Source organism: Alicyclobacillus sp. TC (assembly GCF_016804365.1).
Classification (GTDB): domain Bacteria; phylum Bacillota; class Bacilli; order Alicyclobacillales; family Alicyclobacillaceae; genus Alicyclobacillus_I; species Alicyclobacillus_I tolerans.
The window spans coordinates 2067657-2094011 of the sequence record NZ_CP044434.1 but is presented as its reverse complement, the minus strand read 5'-3'; the positions used below and the strand labels follow the sequence as shown (position 1 = coordinate 2094011).

Genomic DNA, 26355 nt, shown 5'->3' with positions numbered 1-26355 from the left:
CAAGTCATTGAATTGAATGGCCATCTTCTATGCAAAAACTTCTTATAATTTTGTGAAATTATGTAAAATGAAAAGGTGATCAACGATGATTGCCGAACTTATCTTCAGCGCAAATTTAAAGTAGGTCGACCTGCTAGGTGAAGGTGTAGGCTGTTTGGGTCCATTTAAGTTTAGACGCATCGTTCAAACCACTCTATGTATGTTTTTTACTTTATTTCTGGTAGCCTGTGGTACGGAAACGCATCGCTATGAAGAATTTTCGATTCCTCCTGTCACTGAGAAACATTTGACACTTCTCTGGAAGACTGACATACGAAATGTAGCTCTGCAGATGATTGACCATGCCCAACACATATGTTATCTAGACATTTACGAATTGTCCGATCCGGAGATTCTTCAGGCGTTGGCGGAAGCTAAACGCCGTGGAGTCGATGTGCGTGTCGTCATCGATTCCACGGAAAAAAGTTCTCAACAAACGGCTCTCCCTTATCTGGAAAATAACAATGTACCAGTAAAATCGTTACACATTTCTGGTGGCATTTCGCATGTTAAAATGTTGCTCTGTGATGGTGAAGCACTTTTGGGCGGAATGAATTTCGGTCAAACATCTTGGACCAATAATGACGCTTCTGTCTATTTTCCTTATGCTTCTCAGTCTTTTCTTTCACTTTTTCTCTTTGATTGGCAACGGGCAGGTGGCTACCCATCACAAGCGCCTGTAACGGATTCTTTGCTTATTTACGACCGTTCTATTGAGCCTGCAATGTTAGAGGCTCTGTCTAGTGCTCATCAAATTGTGCAGATAGAAGCGTTTGATTTGTCCAGTAGAGAGATCATCCGCGCTTTAGAAAGTGATTTGTCGCGAGGAGTTCAGGTTGAGATTTTATTGGATCCTAACGAACGATATTCGCGCCGAGCTGCCAATCAGTTGCGGCAAGCGGGGGCAACGGTTCGTTACTATCGTCCATATCAAGGAGAATTGATGCATGCTAAAATTTTAGATATTGATGATGGCAAGATAATTTTTATTGGCAGTTGCAACTTTAGTTATCAGGCGTTTAATAAAAATCATGAAGTAGATGTACTGCTGGAGGATATGCCAAAGTTTTCTGCGTCGATTCAAGAAAATCTGCTTCATCAAATGGTTCGAGGGAGCGATTCACCACAGCCAGACCATATTTTTTAATTGATTTGTAGTTCTTGATTGTTCATTTAGGAGGGTATTACGCTGCAGGCGGTATTCAATATTGATTTGCCAGTAGCCAAGTGGCTATCTGATAAAGTTGGCCGGATAGCTTGGATAGATGGATGGATGAAAGTTACAGCCAAGTGGAATCCAATGCTGATACTGTTCATTATTTTTTTGCTGAATATGGGGTTTGGATTGTCCAATCGGCCTTGGTTCCATCATTCTCTGTTATCGCTTGATTTGGTAGCTATTCTCAGTGCCGTTCTAGGAAGATTCTTGAATCACCCTATTAGCCATTGGATTAGCCGCAAACGACCGTTTGAAGAACAGTACATGCGTTCTCTGCTGGATCACGACCCTGGAGAATCATTTCCAAGCAATCATGCAACGGGTGCTTTTGCGCTGGTTATACCTTTTATATTCGTTCCAGGATATGCATTGGTTTTATTAGTGCTTGCTATTCTTCTGGCTTTTTCACGGATTTACTGTGGTCTGCACTATGTCAGTGATGTGTGGGCAGGAGCGTTGACAGGGATGGGACTTTCTTTTATTGGCCTGTTTGTGCTCTCTCTGCTGCCGAGTACTACAATCATGCAGTGAGGAAAAAATTGCATGATTGGACATGGAATTGATGACTTTCGTCCAAGCTAACAACATTCCCTAAGATATGTCGGGAATCATGCCGATAAAAGGAGTGTTTGTTGATTGCTACGGACCATCACTTCCATACTTTGTCTTACCTTTCTTTCTACAGCATTCAATCATCCAGCTGTTAAAATGTCTGCGGTGGCGAATTCTCCCTTTGTTCAAGTAGTCATCACGGATAAGCAAATTCGTCCCTCATTCATTCGTGCAGTCGAATCTGAACCATTAAAATTGCATATTGAGAATCGTGGGAAGTCAATTCACAATCTTGTTATCCCGGCTTTCTATATTTTTACGCAAAACCTTCGTCCTGGAGAATCAGTCGATGTGTCATTTTCTCCCGAAAAGACGGGACTATTTGATTACTATTCAGATAAAAACAGCATTCCTGAACCTGCATTGAAAGGAAAGCTGCAAGTGGTGGAGAAGTAGTTGCAGGAATGGAGAAATTTTTCTATGCCCGTATGGCTAGAGAGTTGTGAAGATAAAAGTTTGATAGGCTGCAGGAGGGCATTAAAATGGAAATGAAAGTGCAGGCTAAATGGCTCGGGCAAAGGCATTTTCAAGCGGAAGGTCCGTCTGGAAATACGGTGTATATGGATGCTAGCCGTGAAGACGGTGGTACCGGACAAGGAAATCGGCCAATGGAGCTGCTTTTAATGGGGCTTATTGGCTGCACTGGGATTGATATGAGTTTAATCTTAGAGCGTATGCGACAACCGGTCAAACAGATGCATATTGAAGCAGTAGGACATCGTCGCGAAGAAAGACCGCAGGCGTTTACGGAAATTCATTTGACCTACTATTTGGAAGGAGACTTGCAACCAGCTAAAGTTTGGCGTGCCATTCATTTAAGTGAAGAAAAATACTGTTCTGCTAGCGCCTCCTTAAACGCAAAGATTGTGCCGCATCTGATGTTGAACGGCAGTGAAATTCCTCCTCTGGATATTGTTGAAGCGGAAGAACACCTCCCGGATTAAAAGCCCGGGAGGTGTTTCGTATTTATCTAACTATGGCGGATGATACAGATTTCATGGGTTAACCTGGCGGCCAACCGAGTTGTCGGCCGCCGAGTAGATGATAATGTAAATGTTCGACGGTCTGTTGTCCGTGGAAACCGATATTGGTTACGATTCGGTAACCTTGTTTGGAAATTCCTTCTTGTTCGGCAATTTTCGGAATAACTTCGGCAATATCAGCGACTGCCTGAGAATTACTGGCGTTAATTTGCTGGGCAGAAGCGATATGCTCTTTTGGAATAATCAAGATATGTACGGGCGCCTGCGGCCGGATATCGCGAAAGGCTAAAACTTTTTCTGTTTCAAAGACTTTCTCGGAAGGGACGTTGCCTGTGATTATTTTGCAAAATAAGCAGTCGGCCATTTGTACCATCCTTTCTGTAATTTTATCTGAGATAAAGCATACCATTAAAACTTGTAAAACTTACAATCAAAGTTCTGTCTATCCATTCAGAAAACAAATTGTAAGCAGAAATTTTTTTCTTTTCAAATCAAACTTCTTTCCATTTAGAACTGTTCATAAGAGTGTAGGCGTGGTAAGATAAGAATAGTTAATCTACCGACTGGTCGGTCCGTAATGTAGGATCGAAAGAAGGGCCGAGTCCTCAGAAAAAGAGGGCGTTATACAGCTCGTAAAGTGAGGAGGCAATCAGCGTGGGTTTCTCAGTTAAAAAAGCTGCAGTTCTAGGTGCTGGCGTAATGGGCGCCGCAATTGCTGCTCATCTGGCCAATGTGGGCATTCCTGTTCTGCTGCTCGATATTCTGCCTAAGGAGTTGACAGAAGAGGAGAAAAAGAAAGGGCTGACACTGTCATCTTGGCAAGTGAGGAATCGTTTTGCCTTAAAGGGATTGGAAACTGCAAAAAAATCCAAGCCAGCAGCCTTTTATACAACAGAAGACTCTCATTTGGTTGAAGTTGGGAACCTAACCGATCATTTGGAGCGTCTTAAAGAGTGTGACTGGGTGATTGAAGCCGTTATAGAAAATTTGGCGATTAAAAAGCAGGTTTTGCAGAGTGTCGCTCAGGTTGTCGGGGATGAGACGATTGTTTCCACGAATACGTCTGGTATTTCCATCGCGGCTATGTCAAGTGACTGTCCTTTGTCTTTTCGACAGCGTTTTCTTGGTACACATTTCTTCAATCCTCCCCGCTATATGAAATTGCTTGAAATTATCCCTGGTCCAGATACGTTGCCAGAAGTTGTAACATATATGACCGAATTCGGAAGTCGGGTTCTGGGCAAAGGCGTGGTTTTGGCCAAAGATACACCCAACTTTATTGCCAATCGGATTGGCACTTATGGGTTGATAGCTACACTGCAGGCTATGGAGAAGTTTGGCTTTGGTGTGGATGAAGTAGATGCTGTCACTGGTCCGGTGCTAGGGCGCCCTAAAAGTGCTACATTTCGTACTTTAGATTTGGTTGGGCTCGATACTTTTGTTCATGTGGCAAAAAATGTTCAAGAGTCAGTCAGCAATGAGCAAGAAAAAGCAGCATTTGCTCTACCTGACTATATTCTCAACATGGTTGAGAAAGGCTGGATTGGCGAGAAGAGTGGACAAGGTTTTTTTAAGAGGGAGAAAACATCGACTGGTAAAGAGATATTGGCGCTTGATCTCCACACTCTCGAATATCGTCCTCGTAAAAAGGTTAAGTCTTCCTCTTTTGAAGTAGCGAGATCGGCCAAAACACTGCCGGAAAAAATCCGCGCACTCGCTTATGGCAAAGACCAAGTTTCACTTTTTGTTTGGGAAATATTGAAGCGAGTTTTACTGTATACAGCAGAAAGACAAGAGGAAATTGCAGATTCCATCCTGGCTGTAGATGAAGCTATGAAATGGGGCTTCAATTGGGAATTAGGCCCTTATGAAACATGGGATATTCTTGGGCTCAAAGAATCGGTAGAACGGATGCGCAGTGAGGGAGAACGCATACCAGAGTTTGTTGAGCAGTTACTCAAGAGCGGATGTACCTCTTTTTATCAGCAAGAAGCTTCACAAAACAACCGATTCTATGTAGGAAATGGTGAGTATCGGCAGATTGAAGAGCAACCTGAGCAAATTTCTCTGCAAAAATTAAAGTTACAAGGTAAGCTCATTAAGAAAAATACGGGTGCCAGTCTTGTGGATATTGGAGATGGAATAGTATGTCTTGAATTCCATTCATTAAAACAAGCTATTGGAACAGATGTCACCCAGATGATTCGCTTTGCAACTCAGGAAGTGGAACGTAATTGGGATGGTTTGGTCATTGGTAACGAAGCTCCGAATTTCTGTGTTGGCGCCAATTTGATGATGATGCTCATGGAAGCTCAAGATGAAAATTGGGATGATTTGAATCTTGCTGTTCATGAGTTTCAACAGACGCTCTATCAGTTAAAGTATTTGCCCAAACCTGTTGTTGCCGCTCCATTTGCTTTGGCGCTTGGCGGAGGCGCTGAAGTTTGTTTTCCTGCCGATCGCGTTCAAGCATCAGCCGAAACCTATATGGGACTTGTGGAGGTAGGTGTGGGCCTGATTCCTGGCGGAGGCGGAAATAAAGAATTGTTAATCCGTGCAATCGAGAATGTGCCACAGCAACTGGGAGACCGTTTGGATAATTATGTGCGTACGGTTTTTGAAACCATTGCTCTAGCGAGAGTTTCGACGAGTGCCAAAGAAGCGCGTAAGTTAGGATTCCTTCGTCAGACGGACGGAATTTCTGTCAATCGTGATTATTTATTACATGATGCCAAAGTCATAGCCAGAAGTATGGCGGATGCTGGCTATCAACCTCGCCAAGAGCGGCCCATACCTGTAGTGGGGCAAGCCGGTGCAGCTCTGCTGCGGACGGGAGTTTATGGCATGAAATGGGCTGGGCAGATTTCTGATCACGATGCCAAGATTGCCGACAAATTGATTCATGTTCTGACTGGCGGTGATTTGCCGCGCGGTACATTGGTGTCTGAACAATACTTACTCGATTTGGAGCGAGAAGCATTCCTCAGTTTGATTGGTGAGCCGAAGACACAGGCTCGTATGCAGCACATGTTGCAAACGGGTAAACCGCTGCGCAACTAATTGTTGCAGTTGCTACCTATAGAGCTAGTTGGGCTTTATGCATGCAGTGTAGAGATGCCTGGCTGCTCAGAAATAAACGCAGGAGATTTGCAAAGTGAGGAGGCATTGATATGAGAGAGGCAGTCATTGTAGCGGGAGCACGAACTGCGATTGGCAAGGCGCCTAAAGGGTCACTCAAGAATGTTCGTCCGGATGATTTGGGTGCGGCAGTCGTAAAACGGATTTTGCAAGATACTCAAGGCGTAGCCAATGAAGAAATTGATGATGTGTTGATAGGATGTGCTATTCCAGAAGCTGAACAAGGAATGAACGTTGCGCGCATTATTGCCATCAATGCCGGGTTGCCAACAAGTGTACCAGGTGCGACTGTCAACCGATTCTGTTCTTCAGGTGTTCAGACAATAGCTATGGCAGCCCAGTCGATTATGAGTGGTATGAATGATGTCGTGATTGCTGGCGGCGTCGAGAGTATGAGTTTAGTGCCCATGGGTGGATATAATATTTCGCCTAACCCTCGGTTGGTTCAAGAATTTCCAGAAATTTATATGCCGATGGGACATACAGCTGAGCGTGTTGCGGAGCGGTTTGGTATATCGCGAGAAGATCAGGACGCTTTTGCGCTGCGCAGTCATCAACGAGCCATTGCTGCTATAGACAACGGCAAGTTTCGAGATGAAATTGTGCCTATTTCAGTAAAGACTTCTCGTGTCAATGATGAAAATAAGTTGATTACAGAAGAATTTGTTTTTAATACCGATGAAGGTCCGCGGCGTGATACTTCACTTGAAGCTCTTGGAAAATTGCGCCCAGCGTTTAGTGTCAGGGGTACAGTTACTGCAGGTAATGCCTCGCAGACGAGTGATGGCGCAGCAGCTGTCCTTATGATGTCAGATACTCGTGCTGCTGAACTCGGTTTGCAGCCTTTAGGTATATTCCGTTCATTTGCTGTCGCTGGTGTTGATCCTGATGTCATGGGGATTGGACCTATTGCAGCTGTTCCTAAAGCGCTCGCGAAAGCGGGGCTTTCACTGCAGGATATCGATTTGATTGAGCTTAACGAAGCGTTTGCTTCGCAAGCTATACAGGTAATTCGCCATCTGGGGATGGACGAAGAACGTGTCAACGTCAATGGAGGAGCTATAGCGCTCGGTCACCCAATGGGCTGCACAGGAGCTCGTTTGACAGTAACTATTTTGAATGAGCTCAAGCGCCGTAAGGGTCGCTATGGATTGGTAACGATGTGTATCGGCGGCGGTATGGGTGCGGCTGCAGTCATAGAGCGCGTATAAAACCATATGAAATAATATAAGGAGGCATGGAACGTGGCTACGGAAGAAAAATTGGCAAAAGGTGCTGCTTTTTTGATAGAAGAAACTCAAGCGGAGAAAATTTTTACACCTGAAGATTTTACTCAAGAACATCAAATGATTGCAGAAACGACACGTTCGTTTGTAGAGGGAGAAATTCTCCCGCACAGTGAGCAGTTAGAGCACCAGGATTGGGATTTAACCGTAAAACTGTTGCACAAAGCAGGTGAACTTGGACTTTTGGCAGCCGATATACCTGAAGAGTATGAGGGTCTTGGAGCTGACAAAGTGACTTCAGCCCTAATAACAGAAGAAATTACCCGCGGCGGTTCTTTTGCCTTAAGTCATGGGGCACATGTCGGCATTGGTACGTTACCGATTGTGTTCTTTGGAAATGAAGATCAGAAACGCAGGTATTTGCCTAAGTTGGCGACCGGTGAATGGATTGCTGCCTATGCGTTGACAGAACCGGGATCAGGCTCAGATGCACTCGGCGCCAAAACAACAGCTACGCTTTCTGCAGATGGCAAACACTATGTGTTGAATGGCACGAAGCAATATATTACCAACTCTGGTTTTGCCAATGTTTTTGTTGTCTATGCCAAAATTGATGGCGAGAAGTTCTCAGCCTTTATTGTAGAGCGAGATTATTCAGGAGTTTCTACAGGGCCGGAAGAGAAAAAAATGGGTATCAAAGCTTCCTCGACGAGACAGTTGATTCTAGAGGATGTACATGTACCTGTAGAGAATTTATTGGGAGAACCTGGTCGTGGTCATGTGATTGCCTTCAATATTTTGAATATTGGTCGTCACAAGCTGGCTGTGGGTGCAGTGGGAGCTATGAAATCGGCTCTTCAAGTTTCTGTGAAGTACGCAAAAGAACGCAAACAATTTGGTACCTCCATTTCGAGTTTTCCGCTCATTCAGCAAAAACTTGCCGATATGAACATCTTGACCTTTGTCACGGAAAGTATGGCCTATCGAACGACTGGTGATATCGACCGGCAGTTAGAGAAACTTGGGAAGACATCAGATGGTCGACAAATTGCTCAAGCGATTGAAGAATATGCTCTTGAATGCTCGGTAAATAAAGTTTTTGCATCGGAAGCATTGGATAAAGTTGTGGATGAAGGTGTGCAAATTCACGGTGGAGCTGGTTTTATTCAGGACTATCCGATTGAACGTATGTATCGCGATTCGCGCATCAACCGTATTTTTGAAGGAACCAATGAAGTTAACCGCATGATTATCCCGAACACTTTACTGCGCAAAGCTATGAAAGGTGAATTGGCGCTTCTTCAAGCTGCTACAGCTTTGCAGTCTGAACTGATGGGAATGATGCCTATCTCTGACGAGGTATCAGAATTAGGTCCTATTCAGCACCAGTTGGCTATGATGAAGAAAATCTTCCTATTTGTAGGCGGGGTGTCTGTTCAGAAATATATGCAGTCCCTGAAAGATGAACAAGAAATACTGGCTTGGTTGGCGGATATTGTTATTGAAATCTATGCTACAGAGAGCGCTTTGCTCAGAACTCAAAAAGAATTGGATAAAGGCGCATCGGCAGAGCAAAAAGTGGATATGACCACCATTTTTGCCCAAGAATCATTTGCCCGTGTAGAACAGTCAGCACGCAATATTCTCGCTTCTATGGAAGAGGGAGATATGCTGCGGACGCAACTCACACTTTTGCGCAAATTGACGCGCGTTCAACCTGTAAATACGCGTGATATTAAGCGCCGCATTGCTCAGCGCGTCATTGATGCGGAGAAATATCTAGCTTAATAACTGTTTTTGCTCTTGACGAGAAGTAGGATCATGCATAGAATGATACTGCACAATTGAATATCGTTTTGAGTGCTACTTGGTAGACTTTTCAAAAAACCAATAAGGTTAGTTGATAGTAAACCGACAATTTTCAAAAGGTAATGGTCTTTTAAGGTCATTATCTTTTGGATTGTCGGTTTTTTTATTTGAATATCAAAAATTCGCGTGGTTGAACGATTTGCGAAAGGGGCAGAGAATGCTGACACCCATGATTTTACACATATGTCCAATCTTATTTTTTGTTTCTCTTCTTTTGCTAATCTGCAGCGGGCTATTCATCTTACATCCTCGTATTCCAATAAAATTTGTGCGTTTTCATGTAGGGTTAAGCGTGCTTCCTCCATTTATTGCACTGTTAAATTTGCTGATTAATTCCACGAATCGAGTATGGGGATTTTGGGAATTGAATGCACTCACCTGGCTGATCGCTGTATTTGTTTTAATGATTGGCTCAGTGGTTCAACGTTTCTCGGTTCGTCAAATGTTAGGAGATAGAAATTACAGGAAGTACTTTACGTACTTAACTCTGATCACTAGTTCAGCCGCTTTAGCTTGGCTCAGTAATGACATTCTTCTTCTGCTCTTATTTTGGGGAATCACTCTTCTTGGTCTAACTTGGCTCATTCGACTTAATCAGGAATGGGTTGCAGCCAAAAACGCTGCTTTGCATACGAGTCGATTATTTGCCTGCAGTTGGTTTCTATTCTTGCTTGCGCTATCTTGGCTGACGTTTTTGACTGGAGAATGGCAGATTTCACTTCAACTCAGTTCAAACCATTTAATCCATCTGATAGCTTGGCAAAAAAACATGCTTGCGCTCTTGTTAGTTTTGGCAGTTATTATTCCGGCAGCCCAAGTGCCCTTTCAACGCTGGTTATTGGATTCTGTAGTAGCTCCTACTCCCATTTCTGCTGTGATGCATGCTGGCGTAGTCAATGCTGGTGCAATCATTCTGACGCGTTTTTCGCCTGTTTTCATGGGAGAATGGTCTTCGATACTACTCATTGCGGTTTCTAGCGTATCTGTGCTTATGGGAACAGGAACCATGTTGGTACAAGTGGATTACAAACGACAACTCGTGGGTTCAACCATTGCCCAAATGGGATTTATGTTCATTCAATGTGCATTGGGTGCTTATTTAGCAGCCATTATTCATGCTGTACTGCATGGATTGTTTAAATCAGCCCTTTTCTTGCAAGCCGGTTCAGCAGTTCATCACAAAGATGAAGCAGAAGAGCAGATTAGCAATCAAAATGTATGGAGATGGCGTCTTATTGGAGGAATCATTGGAGTCCTTGCGGGAATTGGTTTTTGGTTCTTCGTTCATCATCGAGGTTACGATTGGATGAGTGCCCTGCTGCTCGGATGGTCAGTCGCCTTTGCGTGGTCACAAATACCGAAGCCAGGGAGTCCGCGAATAACTCGCATATTAGGTTTAACTTTCCTGTTCATAACATTATCGGTATTTGCTTTGGTTTTTGCGGTTTTCTTCGCACTTCTGCATGGGGTTGTTCCTCAAGGTATTCAACCGCCGTCCATGGTGAATTTTATGATTTTGCTTGTTCTATTGCTAAGCAGTGGAGTAGGTGCATGGTTGGCTCGTCATCCGCAATCCAGATTTTATGTAATGATTTATCTGTGGCTGGTTCAATGGAGTGAACCTCATCGAGATTCCGTTGAAAGCCATCCCAAATATCTCACCAATCTGTTGAAATTAAGGGGGTGACGTTACATGGATGGGATTGTGACATGGTTAGAAAAAGAAAATTTGCAAACAGAAAAGTGCAGTGAGAATTTATATAGCGTGACTTCAATTCAGGAGATTCAACACTACGTGGAAATGGCTAGCCGTGTTATAGCACCGCTTGGACCTATAACTGAATTTGCAGCACGCAATCCTTGGCAGGGACTTGAACATCATTCATTTACAGCCGTTGCCAAGTGGTTGAAAGAAACCCACCATGTTGACATATTACCCAGTGCTGCCTTATTAAAGGATGCAAAAAATCGTGGAGAAATCCATGCATCAATACTCAAAAATACATTAGAGAAATGGTTAGATCATCAATCTTTTCACTTACCTAATGAGTTGGTTAGGAATTTTTGTAATTCTGCATTGGAATTCGACGAGTTACCGCCTCATATTTTGGACGAGCCTGATATCAAGATATTGGCTGAGGATCTAACATATCTTCGTTGGCCTGTGAAGATGAATCGGAGAGTACAGTCACTCAGTTTTCAAGTTACAGAAAAATTGGGTGTCCAAATTACAGAAGAATTGAATCGCCAGATGATGAAATGGTGCAAACTTTATTTGGGCAAGGATGAAGCCAAGTGGGCTATGCCGCATTCTCAAAATGGGTTTTATCAAGCATGGCGTCGTCTTGCACCATATGACCCTGAACTGACCCGTTCACAGCGACAGCTTGTTAAAAATTGTCCTCACGAAGCAACAGAGGCTTTACAAGAGGCTCTTCTAGCATTGAAAATTCCTAGTCATCAAGTACAGGAATATCTTGAAGCTCATTTACTTTCGTTGCCAGGATGGGCGGGTATGTTGCTTTGGAAATCACAGGAATTCCCTGAAACAAACTTACTGCTTATCGATTATTTAGCTATCCGAATTTCTCTGGAACGAATTTTATTGCAACCTTATCTGCCTCTATCTTTGGAAACTACGGAAGAATATTTTGATCTTGCTTATTGTATGGCAGCTTGGTACATGTGGGCGAATTTTCCTATTCAAGCCTGGAAATCACTGTCTATCTCAGAACAACGTGAATATGTGAAACTCGCCTATTGCTTTAATGATTTAGTGCGCAGACAAATGGGCTTACAGGCGTGGGAGAAAACATACGAAGAACGTTTAAAAATGAAAATCTTGCCTATGTCTGATGAAGCGATTATAGAGGAGAAAAGTATGGCGCAATGGGCATTTTGCATCGATACACGCTCAGAACCGTTTCGCCGAGCTTTGGAAAAAGCGGGTCCATTTGAAACGATAGGTGTTGCTGGCTTTTTTGGATTGCCTATTGAAACTTACGAACTTGACTGTCATCACGGCCACGCTTCATTACCGGTCATACTGAAACCAAAACATCGAATTATGGAAATGGCTTCTCCAGATGAATGGGCTCGTTATAAAAGCCGTAAACAAGCAAAGCAACTGTTTGCGCGGATCTTTAAAAATATGAAACAAAATATGTTAGCTAGTTTATTGCTTCCGGAATTGAGTGGTCCGTGGCTTAGTGTCAATATGTTAGCACGCAGTTTTTTTCCAAACGGGGCAGGACGTTTATGGAAAAAAGTTCATCATCATTGGATGTCCAAACCTTCGACTCGACTTTCATTGGACTTTATGCACGACGAGTCAAAATTGCCGATGGGATTAACAGATAAAGAAAAGGTTAATTATGTCAGACAATCCCTACAACTCATGAGTCTGATAGATAATTTTTCTCCACTGATTGTTATTTGTGGACATGGAAGCCGGAGTACAAACAATCCTTATGCTTCCGCTTTAGATTGTGGCGCATGTGGGGGGGCTTCGGGAAGTTTTAACGCTCGTGTATTGGCCATGCTTTGTAATCAATCCAACGTAAGGGAAAGATTGGCCACTGAAGGTATCTGCATTCCGGAGCATACTGTGTTTGTTGCCGCAGAACACATCACTACATTCAATGAAATACGCTGGTTGTACGTTCCTGAATTGACAGATGAAGCTAAGCAGGCATTTCATCGAATTCAGGAAGTCCTTCCGAAAGTTAGTGAAATCGTAAATAAAGAACAGATCGCCCGTTTGCCGAATCTAAATTTTTATTCTGCCAATAGCCAAAAAATGATGCAACGTTTCTCGGAAGACTGGAGTGAAGTGCGGCCAGAATGGGGGCTAGCTCAAAATGCTGCTTTTATCATTGGAACCAGAAAATTGACTAAAGCAGGTAATTTTGGTGGAAGAGTATTTTTGCATACTTATGATTGGGAACAAGATAAAGATGGAACTATCCTTTCCAACATTATTGCCGGACCGGCTACTGTGGCACAATGGATCAATCTCCAATACTACGCCTCGACAGTCGCACCTCATTATTACGGGAGCGGCAATAAAGCTACACAAACAGTGACAGCTAATTTTGGAGTTATGCAAGGTAATGCGAGTGATTTATTGACCGGTTTGCCCTGGCAATCCGTCATGAAATCCGATTATGATCCATATCACGCTCCCTTGCGGCTATTGGTTGTCATAGAAGCACCTTATCACTATGTTGAAAACTTATTGATTCAAGATGTTACATTTCGTCAAAAAATTGAAAACGGATGGATTCGACTTGCGTCTATAGATGAAAAAGGACATTGGATAAATTGGTTTAATTCTATTCATCAAGCCAGCGCAGAATTTGCAGCAAAGGAAGGACTATATGAATAAATCAAAAGGTATGGTGGAGTCAGAAATCAGTAGAGCTTTGACACAGTGGGAAAAAGATTATCTAGGTCGTGGATCATTGACGGTTAAGTCAGACATCTTAAGGGATATGGTCATTGTGACCTTGCGTGGCATACTCACACCTGCAGAATATACTTTATGCAGCGATAAGGAAGGTATTTTATCTATTAAACGTATACGCACCAGCTTGGTGGAGTCGGGCATAGAGGAACTGAAAGAAATTATCTTAAGAATTACAGGACAAGAGGTAGTGTGTTTTCATACGGATATTAGCACGCGGACGGGAGAACGGGTCATGTTGTTTCGCTTGGCAAATGATATGTCCAGCCTATTCTCCTAATAGGTTCAGTCAGTCCAGCTTACATATGAAAAGAGAGCCATGTTACAATGCAAGAGATACCTGATTATTCACTTGGCGAGGCAGTGAGGTGCTCACGTTGGAAACCAAGACAGTATCGTTGCCCAGGCTGAATGGATTATCGCCTACGCTTGAATCCACAATGTTAAAAATCATGGAGGAAGTAGGCGAGTTGGCGCAGGTAATTGGCAAATTCCGCGGCCTGTCTGGAGAACGAGCAGTTTTAGAAGAAGCGCAGATTGCGCGAGCCATTGTTTCTGAACTTTTAGATGTTGCTCAGACTGCAACATCTATGATGTTTGTAATTGAAGATATGTACGGTATCGATATGGAAGATGAGGTTTACAAGCATGTCGATAAATTGCGGCGTAAAGGGTATCTTGCTTAAACCCAAATGTAAGCCTCCCTGTTCAATGATATAGATAACGGGGAGGCTTTGTCTCAGTTTGCCAACCAAGAGGCGGGGATTTCTATATAAAAAAACTTTATTCTCGATCCGATTTAATTCTCGCCTTCACCAGAATTTAAGTTACCAGAAGCTTGATAAAATTCTTCTGGTCCTCGAGGTCTATCAAGTAACATATCTATTTCGGTACGGTAAAGTCCGTTTGGTGTTTCAAGAATTTGTGGGATACCGCGTAAGACTTCATGATGAACAATTCGATAAAGTGCTTCCAAGCCAATCGAACCTTCCCCAATGTTAGCATGTCTGTCCTTGTGAGAACCAAACGGATTTTTGGAATCATTGATGTGAGCCACTTTAAGACGCGACAATCCGATAACTTGATCAAATTTTTTCAGGAAACCATCGAAATCATTGACAATATCATATCCAAAACTATAGTTGTGACAAGTATCTATACATACCCCGAGCCGTTCATGGTGTTTAACACGGCTAATGATTTCTGAGATTTCTTCTAGTGAATTACCTACTTTGGAGCCGTCGCCGGCCATAGTCTCCAAGCAGATATATAGATTTTCCGAGCCGCTCAGTATACTGTTTAGTCCCTCAGCAATGCGATTGAGTGCGAAATCGACGCCCTCACCGACATGTGATCCCGGATGCATAACGATGTATTGAAAACCGAGATATTCAACTCGCTCAATCTCCTCTTTGAGAACGTTCAATCCGTACTCCCAGGTATCCTCCTTTGGGCTTGCTAGGTTGACCAAATATGAAAGGTGGACTACAGGATCGACAATATGATGCTCACGCATGATTTCCAGGGCTTGATCGCGATGAAAATCAGTGATTGGTCTTGCTTTTCCTCCTCGGTTGCTACGTGTGTAAATCATATAAGTATTCGCATCGTAATGAATGGTTTCATTGACAGCAGCCAGTAGTCCCGTTTTGGCAACGGAAACATTGGCGCCAAGCAATATCGGCTTGTCCAAAAGTTCTACTCCTCTCGTAACTTATCTTTCTCTAAGCATAGCTGAAATTGAGTCGCGTCAAAAGTCCTACATCTTTTCTGCGGTCTACTCATGAACTTGGTCCAGCGTGGGTATCCTTTGCTTGCAAGTGTCTCATTGGGAGGAGGAGCAGATGTTGGAACAGGAAGACAATCTTCGTCTAAAGAGACTTCCGTTCATCTACCTGCTCGTGTTTCTAGCGATGTTAGGGCTTGTGATTCGACTTGGCGTCTTACAAATTGTCCATCGCCAGGAATACAAGGAAGCTGCCAATCAGGTTCAGTACACAAAAATTCCATTATTACCAAGACGGGGCTATCTTTATGACGCTCACATGCGGTTGCTCGCATATAATCAACCTGTTTATAACTTGGTATATATGCGTGTTGCCAAAATGCCGCCATTGACTCAAAAACAGATTTCCCAATTGGCAAAAGGATTGGGCGTGGCAGCCAAACCTCTCCAAGCTGCAGCAGAAACTGAACATACTTGTGACGATCCGGCTATACTTCTGGAAGCTCTCAATGAGAAACAAATTGCATACGTGTCAGAGCATCAGTCGCAATATCCTGGTTTGAGAATCGTGGAAAGCACGCGTCGCTGTTATCCCTATGGACCTCTAGCAGGACATTTGCTCGGCTATGTTCATCCTCAGTCACCGGAAGAAGTAGCTTATTATCAAAAAAAACATTATCTTTCCAGTCAGCGTGTCGGATTAACAGGTGTTGAGGAATCTTATGAAGCTCTATTGCAGGGAAGTGTAGGATACGAAGTATGGAAAATAAACCCTTTCGGTATTCCTACCCGTTTAATGGGTGTAGATCCGCAACCTCAGGCTGGTCAATCTCTACGATTGACGTTTGACAGTCGTCTACAAGCAGAAGGACAAAACTTGGTGGCTCAGGAAGTACAGCGTGTTCGTCAACAACAAGGTCAGCATTTGGTCGATGCTGAAGCAGTGATGTTAGATGTTCACACTGGCGCTGTGAAGATGATGATTTCATATCCGTATATCGATCCAAATTGGTTTGTCAATCCAATTCTCTATAAAAAACATAGCCATTATCTGAATAATCCTATTCTCACACCGGCTATTAATCACAGTCTATCGAGTCCACGTTATCCAGGTTCGACCGTCAAGCCTATCAATATTATAGCCGGACTGATGAATCACGTCATTATACCTTCAACCACCATTTTTGATGAAGGTCATGAAATGGTGGGGACTTATAATGCACATGACTGGAAGTGGAATGGTCATGGCTTAGTTGATGCTAAAAGGGCAATCGAAGTGTCTTGTGATACGTTTATGTACGATTTAGGTATGTGGCTTGCAGAATGGCATGATCATCAACCAGCAGGAGAGAAGTTTTCTTATTGGTACACACATGAGAGAATTCTTGGACTCCAGAAACTGTTTGATTGGGAGTGGAAGTTCGGACTCGGACCTAAAACGGGCATAGATTTACCTGGGGAAGTAACTGGCCGATTTTATACAGATGATGTGATTCATCACGATATAGCACCCTATGATGTGGTGGGTATGGATAAGGCAATTGCCAAGGGGAAATTTTTGCCGAATCACGGTCTGCTCTACGATAATGCTTTTGCGGCCATTGGTCAAATGCAGGAGTTCACACCCTTACAGTTAGCTGTGAGCGCTATGATGATTGCAAATGGCGGTGAATTTATCACGCCTCACATAGTTGATGCAATTCTCACGCCAGATGGTAAGAAAGTGGTTCAAACCGTAGCAGTACAGCGACATTCTTTGCATATCCCAAAAACGTATATGCGTGTTGTGCAGGAAGGCATGGAGGCTGCGACAACCCATAAAGAAGGTACAGCTACTCGTTTCTTTGTTGGTTCGGCTTATAAGGTTGCAGGAAAAACAGGAACAGCGGAAATCAGTCAGTTTGGGAAAAAAACAGATATTTCACTGTTCGTAGGTTACGCCCCTGCTATCCATCCACAAGTAGCGATTGCTGTGATGGTACCGGGTTCGGCAGGAACCAGTGATGCTGCTGTACCGCTTGCCAAAAAATTGTTGGATGCATACTTCTGTCTCTCTGCTCCTCATGGCTCAAACCATTCGTTAGCGAACGATGCAACGGAATGGTTGCAAAGTTTTGCATATCGAACAACAGAAGAGGCGAATTAAAAGTTGCCGATACTTCAAGAAAAGGCTTACAATTAGATTGATGAGCGAGCGCTCAGTCGGAGGTGACTACGCTGGCCTTACAAATTGGTACACAAGTCAAAGATCCAGAAAGAGTGAGGCTGCGCCGTGAACAAATTGTTCATGCAGCTGTAGAGTTGTTTATTCAAAAAGGATTTCATCGTACGACTACTCGTGAAATTGCCAAAGCAAGCGGTTTATCCAATGGAGCCCTTTACGAATACGTGGAAACCAAAGAAGATATTCTCTTTCTTGTCTGCCGCCATATTCATCAGGAGGTGCGTAATAGATTAGCAGATTGTTTGCGTCTTCCTGGTTGTGGTGCGGAGAAATTACGTCAAGCTCTCTACAGTTTTTGTGAAGTGATGGTTGCTATGCAGGATGAAATCTTGTTGATCTATCAAGAATCTAAAGCCTTGCCAAAGGTTTATCTGCGTGAAGTACTCGCTGAAGAACAAATGGTTGTAGGTATTTTTGAAAAGTTACTGTACGAAGGAATTGAAGACGGTTCGATTCAACTTCCGGCTGATCGCGTTTCGATTCTGGCGCAAGATGCCGTTGCTATGGGTGAGATGATTGCCTTTCGCCGATGGGCGTTGCGAGCGTTTGAAGGACCAACTTTGTTGGCAACGCAAGTCGATCTTATATTGCGTGCTGCTGGTGTATCTCCGTAGGCGGGAGTTTATCAAATGGTACCATTTTCCGTTCTTTTCGTAATGTGGACAGCATCAGTAAACAGCTTACGCTTTGGAAAGGGTGTTGACTGTGGTAATGGATTCAACTCGACTGAAGGAAAGTATGCGTCAGGAGGATATCGATCAGGCTGCTGTTGCCAAACAGGAAACGGAGCCCTATCGGCCGCACAATCCTGTGCGATTTGTTACTGCATCAAGCCTGTTTGATGGGCATGATGCTTCCATCAATATTATGCGTAGAATTCTTCAATCCTCTGGAGCAGAGGTCATTCATCTTGGCCATAACCGTTCTGCTTTGGAAATTGTCAATGCTGCTATCCAGGAGGATGCGCAGGGAATTGCCGTATCTTCATATCAAGGCGGACACATGGAATTTTTTTGCTACATCATTGATCTTCTGCGTGAGAAAGATGCTGGTCATATTCGTGTGTATGGCGGTGGTGGCGGTGTAATTGTGCCACAAGAAATCGAGGCTCTTGAAGCGTATGGCGTAGCGAAAATCTTTTCTCCCGAAGACGGTCGGCGCATGGGCTTACAAGGCATGATCAATCTGATGCTTCGTGAGTGTGATAAACCACCGGTACGGAATGTGCAGAAAATTTTAGAAAGTCAACCCAATCCTTCACAACCGAAAGTGGTGGCTGAATGGGTGACACTCGCGGAGTCAGACGTTGCCAGTGGTTTTTCCAGTGAAGTTCGGGAACGTCTTCTACAACGTTCGAATCATGCACCTGTACTTGGTATCACGGGTACTGGTGGCGCAGGAAAATCGTCACTCACCGATGAACTCGTTCTTCGCTATCTTGCCGACTTTCCGAATCAAACAATTGCAATTTTCTCCATCGATCCGTCCAAACAACGCACTGGCGGGGCGTTGCTTGGCGATCGGATTCGCATGAATAGTATCGATCATCCGCGCGTCTTCATGCGTTCCTTAGCCACTCGTTCTTCGCAGTCAGAATTGTCGTCGGCCATTCAAGATGCCATTTTGGTTGCGCGTGCTGCTGGTTACGATTTTATTATTGTGGAAACAAGCGGTATTGGCCAAGGCGACGCGCAAATTGTAGATGTTGCCGATCTGTCACTCTACGTTATGACCAGTGAGTTTGGGGCTCCTTCACAGCTGGAAAAAATCGAAATGCTTGATTATGCCGATCTCGTTGCTATCAATAAGTTTGAACGCCGAGGATCAGAAGATGCTCTTCGGCATGTTCGTAAACAAATACAACGGAATCGCAATCTGTTTGATCAATCCCTGGATGAGATGCCTGTGTACGGAACAATTGCAAGTCAATTTCGAGATCCAGGAACGGATCGGCTCTACCTGGCTATTTTAGATCATTTGCGTAAAAAGATGGGTGTTCAATGGGAATCGCGGCTTTTTAAAAATCCTGCTCAGATACAGAAGAAAAGTCTGATCGCTAATGATCGAGCTCATTATTTGCTCGAAATATCGCGGACGGTTAAGGAATACCGAAAGTTTGTTGAAAATCAAGTGGATTTGGCTCGAAAAGCCTATCAATTACAGGGTGCTAAACGTGTGATGGAAAATTCACAAACGGATATGGAGCAGCAGACTGTGGCCCATTTGAATGTGGCTTTTCAGCGTATTTATCACTCGTTGCATCCTCAGACGAGACAAATTCTTGAACAGTGGGAAGAGAAAAAGCAAAAATATCAAGCGGATGAGCTGGTCAGCAAGATAAGAGACCGTGAAATACGGACACCTTTAGTGACAGTTTCTCTCTCCGGTACGCGGGTTCCTAAAGTTTGTTTGCCGCGTTATGAAGATTGGGGAGAAATTGTTCGCTGGTCACTGATGGAAAATGTTCCAGGAGAATTTCCTTTTACGGCTGGCGTCTTTCCATTGAAGCGTACAGAGGAAGATCCGAAACGACAATTTGCAGGTGAAGGTACGCCCAGCCGCACCAATCGAAGGTTTCATTATTTGTCTAAGAATGATGCAGCCAAAAGGCTTTCGACAGCTTTTGATTCAGTCACGCTATATGGTGAAGATCCGGCGGAAAGGCCAGATATATATGGCAAAATTGGCGAGAGTGGCGTAAGTGTCTGCACGTTGGATGATATGAAGCAATTGTATGACGGATTTGATCTCTGTCATCCCATGACGAGTGTCTCTATGACCATTAATGGTCCTGCTCCCATTTTACTTGCGATGTATATGAACACCGCGATCGATCAACAAATAGATATTTTCAGAAATCGCGAGTGTCGCGAACCTAGCCAGGAAGAAATTTGCCAGATTCGGGAAAAGACGTTGCAGACAGTCCGAGGTACGGTACAGGCTGACATATTAAAAGAAGACCAGGGACAGAATACTTGCATTTTCTCAACTGAATTTGCTTTAAAAATGATGGGTGATATTCAGGAGTATTTTATTGAGCATCAGGTTCGTAACTATTACTCTGTCTCAATCAGTGGTTATCACATTGCAGAAGCTGGAGCCAATCCGATTACACAACTAGCGTTGACACTTTCAAATGCTTTTACGTATGTGGAGTATTATTTAAGTCGCGGTATGAAGATTGACGATTTTGCACCCAACCTATCGTTTTTCTTCTCGAATGGAATGGATCCGGAATATACGGTCATTGGCCGTGTTGCAAGGCGCATTTGGTCAATTGTTATGCGGGAACGCTATGGTGCCAACGATCGCAGTCAAAAATTGAAGTATCATATTCAAACCTCAGGCCGATCGCTGCACGCCCAAGAGATTGATTTTAATGATATTCGTACGACGTTGCAAGCATTGTTGGCGATTTACGATAATTGTAATTCGTTGCATACCAACGCTTACGACGAGGCCATTACGACTCCCACAGAAGAATCGGTTCGTCGAGCCATGGCCATTCAATTGATCATTTCTCGTGAGTTCGGACTTACTAAAAATGAAAATCCACTTCAAGGTTCATTCATTGTTGAAGAACTCACTGATTTAGTGGAGTCCGCAGTATTAGAAGAATTTGAACGGTTGAACGATCGCGGTGGCGTTTTGGGGGCTATGGAAACACAGTATCAAAGAAGCAAAATACAAGAAGAATCTATGTACTACGAACATCTCAAGCATTCTGGAAAACTACCGATTATTGGGGTTAATACATTCCTCAATCCGAATGCTCTGAAAGAGTCTTATCAAATTCCTGAAATTGAATTGGCTCGCGCGACAGCAGAAGAGAAACGGGAACAGATTGAACGGCTGAAGCAGTTTCAGGAAGAACATCGTGATGATTGTGTTTTGGCATTGGAGCGTTTGAAAGAGGTTGCGAGAAGTGGTGGCAACATCTTTGCGGAGCTGATGGAAACCGTACGCGTTGCGAGTTTAGGACAAATTACACAGGCTTTGTATGAAGTGGGAGGACGTTATCGAAGAAACATGTAATTCAATAAAAAAGGGTACTCTAGTCAGCGTGCCAATGGTATTCGGTATGCTGTCTGGAGGTTTTGCCTGTGTTCAACTGGACTCGAAAATTGACATTTCAATTGCATTCCGCCGCATGGTGGCTTTTGGCCATCGGCGGTCTTTTTGGCTTGGCTGTTGGGCTTTCCAACACATTTGTGAATATCTTTATTTGGAAGATCGATCGAAATTATACCAGTACAGCTTGGTACAACTTATGGATGTATGTGTGTATTCCAATTGCGTTTGTAGCAGCGTCTTGGTTAGCTAAAAAATTCCGTGTGGTCATTCCTTTACGAATAGGTATTGCAGGACATGCGCTTTTTTACTGTTTGGTGCTTTTTTGGGGACAACAGTTAGCTCGATATCCCATTGTACTTGGTATTGGGATGGGTTTAGCCGCAGGATTTTACTGGTTTTCATTTAACGTCCTCTCCATCCACTTTACCTCAGATGCTCATCGATCGAATTTTATGGGAATGAATGGAGTGTTTGCAGCAATTGCAGGGATGATTGCCCCACCAGTAGCAGGTTTTTTAATTAGTCGTGAAGATCTCTTGTGGGGAGGACTGACAGGATTTCATCTGGTATTTGGTTTATCTATTGCTTTATTTGCGGCAGGAACAGTAATAAGTTGGAAAATAAATACGGAGTGCTTGGAAAATTCTTTTATGTTCAATCAAGCCTTGCAAAGTCTTAAAATACGCTCTTGGCGGATGAAAGTCTTCGGCTGCTTATTTTATGGAATGCGTGAAGGATTGTTTTTGTTTTTAATTGGGTTATTGTTCTTTATAGCCACGGGAAGCGAATTCACTTTAGGAGAATTCTTGTTTTTGCAATCGGGTCTTGCCTTTGTAGCTAATTTTGTTTCCGGAAAGCTTGCACAAAAACGTCGTCGTATTCTCTTGATGGGTAGTGGTGCATTAGGCATGTTTGCGGCCGCAACGATTTTTCTTTTGCCTGTCAATGCCATGCATTTATGGATATATGGAGCATTACTGTCTGCCACATTACCATTTTTTCTCGTTCCAATGCAATCGCTCATCTATGCAGAAATGGATGAGATGGAGGAGAAAGAGAAACTATTTCGACATCAACACATTATCACCAGGGAAATTTTTGAAAATGCAGGTAGGGTACTAGGAATTGTGAGTTTTTTACTTCTCCTCATAGGGGGTCACCAAGTTCATCGAATTGCCATGCTAGCCTTTGGATTAGGATGTGTGCAGTTAGGAACCTGGATACTCTTTAAGTGGAGTGAGCCGGTACGAGTCAAGCATGTTTCCGATCATAAACTAGCTTCCATTAGAGGTTTTACCAAATCAAAATATCGACAGCCGTAAGAAAAATATGGGTTACAAAATGATCCGGGCACTTGCCACTTGTAGCAAAGTGCCCGGGATAAGTTCCATGGTAAGTGAATCAAAGCGGAAAATAAGATTATTTTTGGAAAAAGGCGCGATTCTTTTCAATAAATGTTTTTTCTTCTTCTGGTACAAAGTCTTCTTGGTAAATGGCTGAAACGGGGCACACGGCCTCACACGCGCCACAGTCAATACAAGTGTCTGGATCGATATAGTATTGGTCTTCTCCCTCATGAATGCAATCTACTGGACAGGTTTCCACACAGTCCGCAGCTTTTTCATCAATACAGGGCGACGTGATAACAAAGGCCACGCGTACTCCTCCTTAAAGATGGGTGACTGGAAAGAATGCTCATGAATGGACTCTTTCCGAGTATACAGTCCAAGAACTGATTTGGTATTCGCTACAATGATACCTGAGAGATTCAGGCTTTTCAATATATCTTTTAAACCAGGTCTATCTTGAAAGCGTAAACCATAGAACGTGTTATAAAGCAATTGTTGACTATCTAAAACAATCCTTGAGCGAAAGGATGAACAGCCATGTTTCGTTGCCCTGCTTGTGGTGAATATATGGAGGCTCTAACGAAATTTCATTGTCTGTCTCATCATGGAATGAATCGTTCAGAATTTATAGCAAAGTATGGTCGAATTCAATATATATTCCATTTTCCTTCAAAAGAACTTGAGCATTGGCTGCAGGAAACAACCACGGTTCGTCAATCTTTAGAAAATTTTTCGCGTAAACTCTTCTCAAAGTAAAAGTTTTCTCTCTCTATATATTGATAAGTAAACGGATTAAAGATCATACTGATTTTGAAGTCAGGTTTTGAGGGGGAAAACAGATGCCTACAGTGCAGCATTTTGGAGATAAAAGACTTCGAATGCATGCCCTACATACGGAAAAGTTTTACACTCGTCATTACAGCATAAAATTGACCATACCACTCGACGCAAAATTTATAACTTCTACTGCTGTTTTGCCTTATCTGTGGTTAGAAGGTAGTAAAAGCTATCCCAGTGCCAGAAAAATTATGCAGTTGACAGATTCGCTATATGGAACTGTTCTTCATAGTTCCGTCAGTAAACGAGGCGGATTGCAGGTTGTGGAGATATCAGCTGCAATGCCCTATATTCATGGTAATCAAGAAAATCGTGCAGCCATGAACCAACTGGAAAAACTTCTAATGGAATTGTTGATGGCTCCGGCAACCAATGAAGATGGAAGTTTTTTATCCACACATGTGAGCAAAGTCATTGAACTTCAAAAAAATAGAATTCGCAATCTTCATGACGATAAAACCACTTATGCTTTTGAGCAAGCGATGGAAAGAGCAAGTCGACCACTGCCTGCTTCCTTGCCTCGTCTTGGTTATTTAGATGAACTTGAGAATGATATGGCGCCATTGCTGTATACAGCCTATCGTCGCTTGCTTGAAAATGCAAAAATCGATATTTATGTATCAGGGAAATTATATCAAGTCGAAGATATGTGGATAGATTTTCAACAGAAACTAGAAAGTCAATTGTCCATGACGAATTTTTTAAATCCGTTGGTCGAGCCCATTCAAAAAAGTCATATGGAAAATAGAGCAGAATTGAGGGATATTGAATATCAGCGTGTAAATCAAGCCAAACTCAATTTAGTTTATTGTTCGGGCATAGGATACGCGCATCCTCTTTATCCTGCGGCACTTGTTATGAACGGCATACTCGGTAAATTTCCACATTCCAAGTTGTTTGTAGAGGTCCGTGAAAAGCGTTCTCTAGCTTACTATGCATCCAGTCAGTATGACAGCATGACTGGTTTTGTTGTTTTGTATGCAGGTGTTCAACCCGGTAAAGTGGGGGAGGCTCGCCTGGTCATGGAAGAACAGGTAGAGGCGATACAAAAAGGGAAAATTTCTGAACAAGAAATTCAATTCACAAAATCGGGACTGCTGAACCAATATAAACAACTGGAAGATCAGCCAGCCAGTTGGACAGAAATTGATTTTAATGGACAATTGACGGGGCAGAAACTCACCATGGAGGATTTACAAAAGAAAATTTCTGATGTGACAGTGGAAGATATTAAAAAGGTAGCTGAGCATTTGACGTTTCAACAGGAGTTTTTGCTAACCGCCAGGAGGGAACAAGTATGAAGCGTACAGAAGTAAAGTCGCTGAATCTTGAAATATATTCACATCAGCTTTCCAACGGATTGCGTTTGGTTTGTATTCCGCGCCCTGGATATCAACAGGTGTATGCCCTTTTTTCCACTGCCTATGGCTCATGTGATAACAGTTTTCGAACAGAAAGTGAGTCGGAGATTCGCAAGGTTCCCGATGGCATAGCCCATTTTCTAGAACACAAAATGTTTGAAGAGCCAGATGAGGATGTGTTTTCTCGCTTTGCGAAATACGGTGCTTCTGCCAATGCATTTACTACGTATTTGCAAACTTCCTATCTCTTTTCTTGTACGGATTCTGTTCAAGAAAATCTTAATGTGCTTTTGGATTTTGTCCAACATCCGTATTTTACGAATGCCAATGTAGAGAAAGAAAAGGGTATTATCTCAGAAGAAATTCGCATGTATGATGATCATCCGGATTGGCGTTGCTATAGTGAATTAATGAAAGCAATGTACGAAAAAAATCCTGTTCGTATTGATATCGCTGGAACAGTGGAATCCATTCAAGAAATTACTAAGGATACGCTTTACGATTGTTATCATACCTTCTATCATCCAGAAAATATGCTACTCGTTGTTGTGGGGGGGATTGATCCACAGCAAACACTCGATTGGGTAGAACAAAATCAGCAAAAGAAGAGTTTTCCTGCATTTTCACCTATTGTTCGTCAGTACCCGAAAGAACCTGAAACTGTTTATCAGCAACAGGTTCTCCATTCTCTAGATGTTGTCCGTCCAAAATGTCTTCTCGGGTTAAAAGATTTTCCTGTCACAGACGGAGAAATTATGCTCAGACAAGATTGGTTGACAGGCATAGTTTTGGACGGATTGTTTGGAAAAGCCAGTGTATTTTATGAAACGTTTTCTCAATCAGGTTTAATTGACCAAACTTTTTCTTGGGAGTATGAAGTTACAAAGAATTACGCACACGCTATGATTGGTGGAAACACTGAAAGTCCGCAAGAACTACAAAAAGCGATTGTAGAAACCATTGAACGTGCCTTGAGTGACGGTATTGAGGCAGAAACGTTTGAACGAAGCAGAAAGAAACTTCTTGGCAGAATCTATACCTCATATGACAGTCTCGCCAGTCTAGCCAGAGATATGACTTCCTATGGCCTACAATCTATTCTTCCGTTCCATGCTATTGATGTATGTTCTTCATTTACTTGTGAACAAGCTGAGCAACGCCTCAAGGAACTTTATTCAAAAGAACGAGTTTCTTGTTCTATTGTCAAGTCCTTGTGAGATGCTTATATAGACC

At 43.0% G+C, this 26355-nt stretch carries 21 protein-coding genes; 18 read left to right on the top strand and 3 right to left on the bottom strand.

All coding sequences use genetic code 11. The features are described from left to right. The first annotated feature begins 154 nt into the window (after positions 1-154). From FY534_RS10385 to FY534_RS10370, 4 genes are all read left to right on the top strand, one after another. Positions 155-1186 (top strand): phospholipase D-like domain-containing protein, encoded by a 1032-nt coding sequence (locus FY534_RS10385; RefSeq protein WP_203114501.1) that lies wholly within the window; start codon positions 155-157, stop codon positions 1184-1186. Positions 1187-1252: 66 nt separating this feature from the next. Beyond that, a complete protein-coding gene (locus tag FY534_RS10380; protein WP_203114500.1) occupies positions 1253-1789 on the top strand; it encodes a phosphatase PAP2 family protein in 537 nt (178 codons plus the stop codon). 105 nt (positions 1790-1894) lie between these two features. Then, the gene (locus FY534_RS10375; RefSeq protein ID WP_203114499.1) at positions 1895-2266 is read left to right on the top strand and encodes a cupredoxin domain-containing protein; all 372 of its coding nucleotides are present in this window, start codon (positions 1895-1897) and stop codon (positions 2264-2266) included. Between the two features lie 86 nt (positions 2267-2352). After that, positions 2353-2814, top strand: a complete 462-nt coding sequence (locus FY534_RS10370; protein WP_203114498.1) for an OsmC family protein — start codon at positions 2353-2355, stop codon at positions 2812-2814. 58 nt (positions 2815-2872) lie between these two features. Here FY534_RS10370 and FY534_RS10365 read toward each other — a convergent pair whose 3' ends face one another. Then, positions 2873-3217, bottom strand: coding sequence for a histidine triad nucleotide-binding protein (locus tag FY534_RS10365; RefSeq protein ID WP_203114497.1), 345 nt, complete (start codon positions 3215-3217; stop codon positions 2873-2875). A 290-nt stretch (positions 3218-3507) separates the two neighbouring features. Here FY534_RS10365 and FY534_RS10360 point away from each other — a divergent pair, with 290 nt between their 5' ends. The 7 genes from FY534_RS10360 (at position 3508) to FY534_RS10330 (ending at position 14237) form a co-directional block, all read left to right on the top strand. Beyond that, positions 3508-5913, top strand: coding sequence for a 3-hydroxyacyl-CoA dehydrogenase/enoyl-CoA hydratase family protein (locus FY534_RS10360; RefSeq protein ID WP_203114496.1), 2406 nt, complete (start codon positions 3508-3510; stop codon positions 5911-5913). A gap of 110 nt (positions 5914-6023) precedes the next feature. Beyond that, complete coding sequence (locus FY534_RS10355) at positions 6024-7202, top strand: acetyl-CoA C-acetyltransferase (RefSeq protein ID WP_203114495.1); 1179 nt, start codon at positions 6024-6026, stop codon at positions 7200-7202. A 33-nt stretch (positions 7203-7235) separates the two neighbouring features. Next, complete coding sequence (locus FY534_RS10350) at positions 7236-9005, top strand: acyl-CoA dehydrogenase family protein (protein ID WP_238413507.1); 1770 nt, start codon at positions 7236-7238, stop codon at positions 9003-9005. A 238-nt stretch (positions 9006-9243) separates the two neighbouring features. Next, positions 9244-10773: an NADH dehydrogenase subunit 5 gene (locus FY534_RS10345; RefSeq protein ID WP_203114494.1), complete on the top strand. Its 1530-nt coding sequence runs from the start codon at positions 9244-9246 to the stop codon at positions 10771-10773. A 6-nt stretch (positions 10774-10779) separates the two neighbouring features. Continuing rightward, entirely contained in the window at positions 10780-13473 is a 2694-nt protein-coding gene (locus FY534_RS10340; protein WP_203114493.1) for a DUF2309 domain-containing protein, read from the top strand. Further along, positions 13466-13831 (top strand): Na-translocating system protein MpsC family protein, encoded by a 366-nt coding sequence (locus tag FY534_RS10335; RefSeq protein ID WP_072872886.1) that lies wholly within the window; start codon positions 13466-13468, stop codon positions 13829-13831. The genes FY534_RS10340 and FY534_RS10335 overlap by 8 nt, the downstream gene beginning before the upstream one ends. Before the next feature lie 88 nt (positions 13832-13919). Further along, positions 13920-14237 carry a MazG-like family protein gene (locus FY534_RS10330; protein WP_238413506.1) on the top strand — a complete coding sequence of 106 codons (318 nt, stop codon included), beginning with the start codon at positions 13920-13922 and terminating at the stop codon, positions 14235-14237. A 113-nt stretch (positions 14238-14350) separates the two neighbouring features. Here the strand turns inward: FY534_RS10330 and FY534_RS10325 are convergent, their stop codons facing one another. Then, on the bottom strand, positions 14351-15244 hold the full coding sequence (locus tag FY534_RS10325; RefSeq protein ID WP_238413505.1) for a deoxyribonuclease IV: 894 nt from the start codon (positions 15242-15244) through the stop codon (positions 14351-14353). 151 nt (positions 15245-15395) lie between these two features. Here FY534_RS10325 and FY534_RS10320 point away from each other — a divergent pair, with 151 nt between their 5' ends. From FY534_RS10320 to FY534_RS10305, 4 genes are all read left to right on the top strand, one after another. Further along, positions 15396-17423, top strand: coding sequence for a peptidoglycan D,D-transpeptidase FtsI family protein (locus tag FY534_RS10320; protein WP_203114492.1), 2028 nt, complete (start codon positions 15396-15398; stop codon positions 17421-17423). Between the two features lie 62 nt (positions 17424-17485). Then, positions 17486-18115, top strand: a complete 630-nt coding sequence (locus FY534_RS10315) for a TetR/AcrR family transcriptional regulator (RefSeq protein ID WP_072872889.1) — start codon at positions 17486-17488, stop codon at positions 18113-18115. Positions 18116-18212: 97 nt separating this feature from the next. Continuing rightward, positions 18213-21536 carry a fused isobutyryl-CoA mutase/GTPase IcmF gene (icmF, locus tag FY534_RS10310; RefSeq protein ID WP_370541572.1) on the top strand — a complete coding sequence of 1108 codons (3324 nt, stop codon included), beginning with the start codon at positions 18213-18215 and terminating at the stop codon, positions 21534-21536. Between the two features lie 68 nt (positions 21537-21604). Next, a complete protein-coding gene (locus FY534_RS10305) occupies positions 21605-22897 on the top strand; it encodes an MFS transporter (protein WP_203114491.1) in 1293 nt (430 codons plus the stop codon). Between the two features lie 97 nt (positions 22898-22994). Here FY534_RS10305 and FY534_RS10300 read toward each other — a convergent pair whose 3' ends face one another. Then, on the bottom strand, positions 22995-23231 hold the full coding sequence (locus FY534_RS10300) for a 4Fe-4S ferredoxin (protein ID WP_072872891.1): 237 nt from the start codon (positions 23229-23231) through the stop codon (positions 22995-22997). A gap of 230 nt (positions 23232-23461) precedes the next feature. Between FY534_RS10300 and FY534_RS14690 the strand changes: the two genes are divergently transcribed. From FY534_RS14690 to yfmH, 3 genes are all read left to right on the top strand, one after another. Then, a complete protein-coding gene (locus tag FY534_RS14690) occupies positions 23462-23680 on the top strand; it encodes a hypothetical protein (protein WP_072872892.1) in 219 nt (72 codons plus the stop codon). 83 nt (positions 23681-23763) lie between these two features. Beyond that, positions 23764-25062 (top strand): EF-P 5-aminopentanol modification-associated protein YfmF, encoded by a 1299-nt coding sequence (gene yfmF, locus FY534_RS10295; protein ID WP_203114490.1) that lies wholly within the window; start codon positions 23764-23766, stop codon positions 25060-25062. After that, on the top strand, positions 25059-26339 hold the full coding sequence (gene yfmH / locus FY534_RS10290) for an EF-P 5-aminopentanol modification-associated protein YfmH (protein WP_203114489.1): 1281 nt from the start codon (positions 25059-25061) through the stop codon (positions 26337-26339). The genes yfmF and yfmH overlap by 4 nt, the downstream gene beginning before the upstream one ends. Positions 26340-26355: the final 16 nt, after the last annotated feature.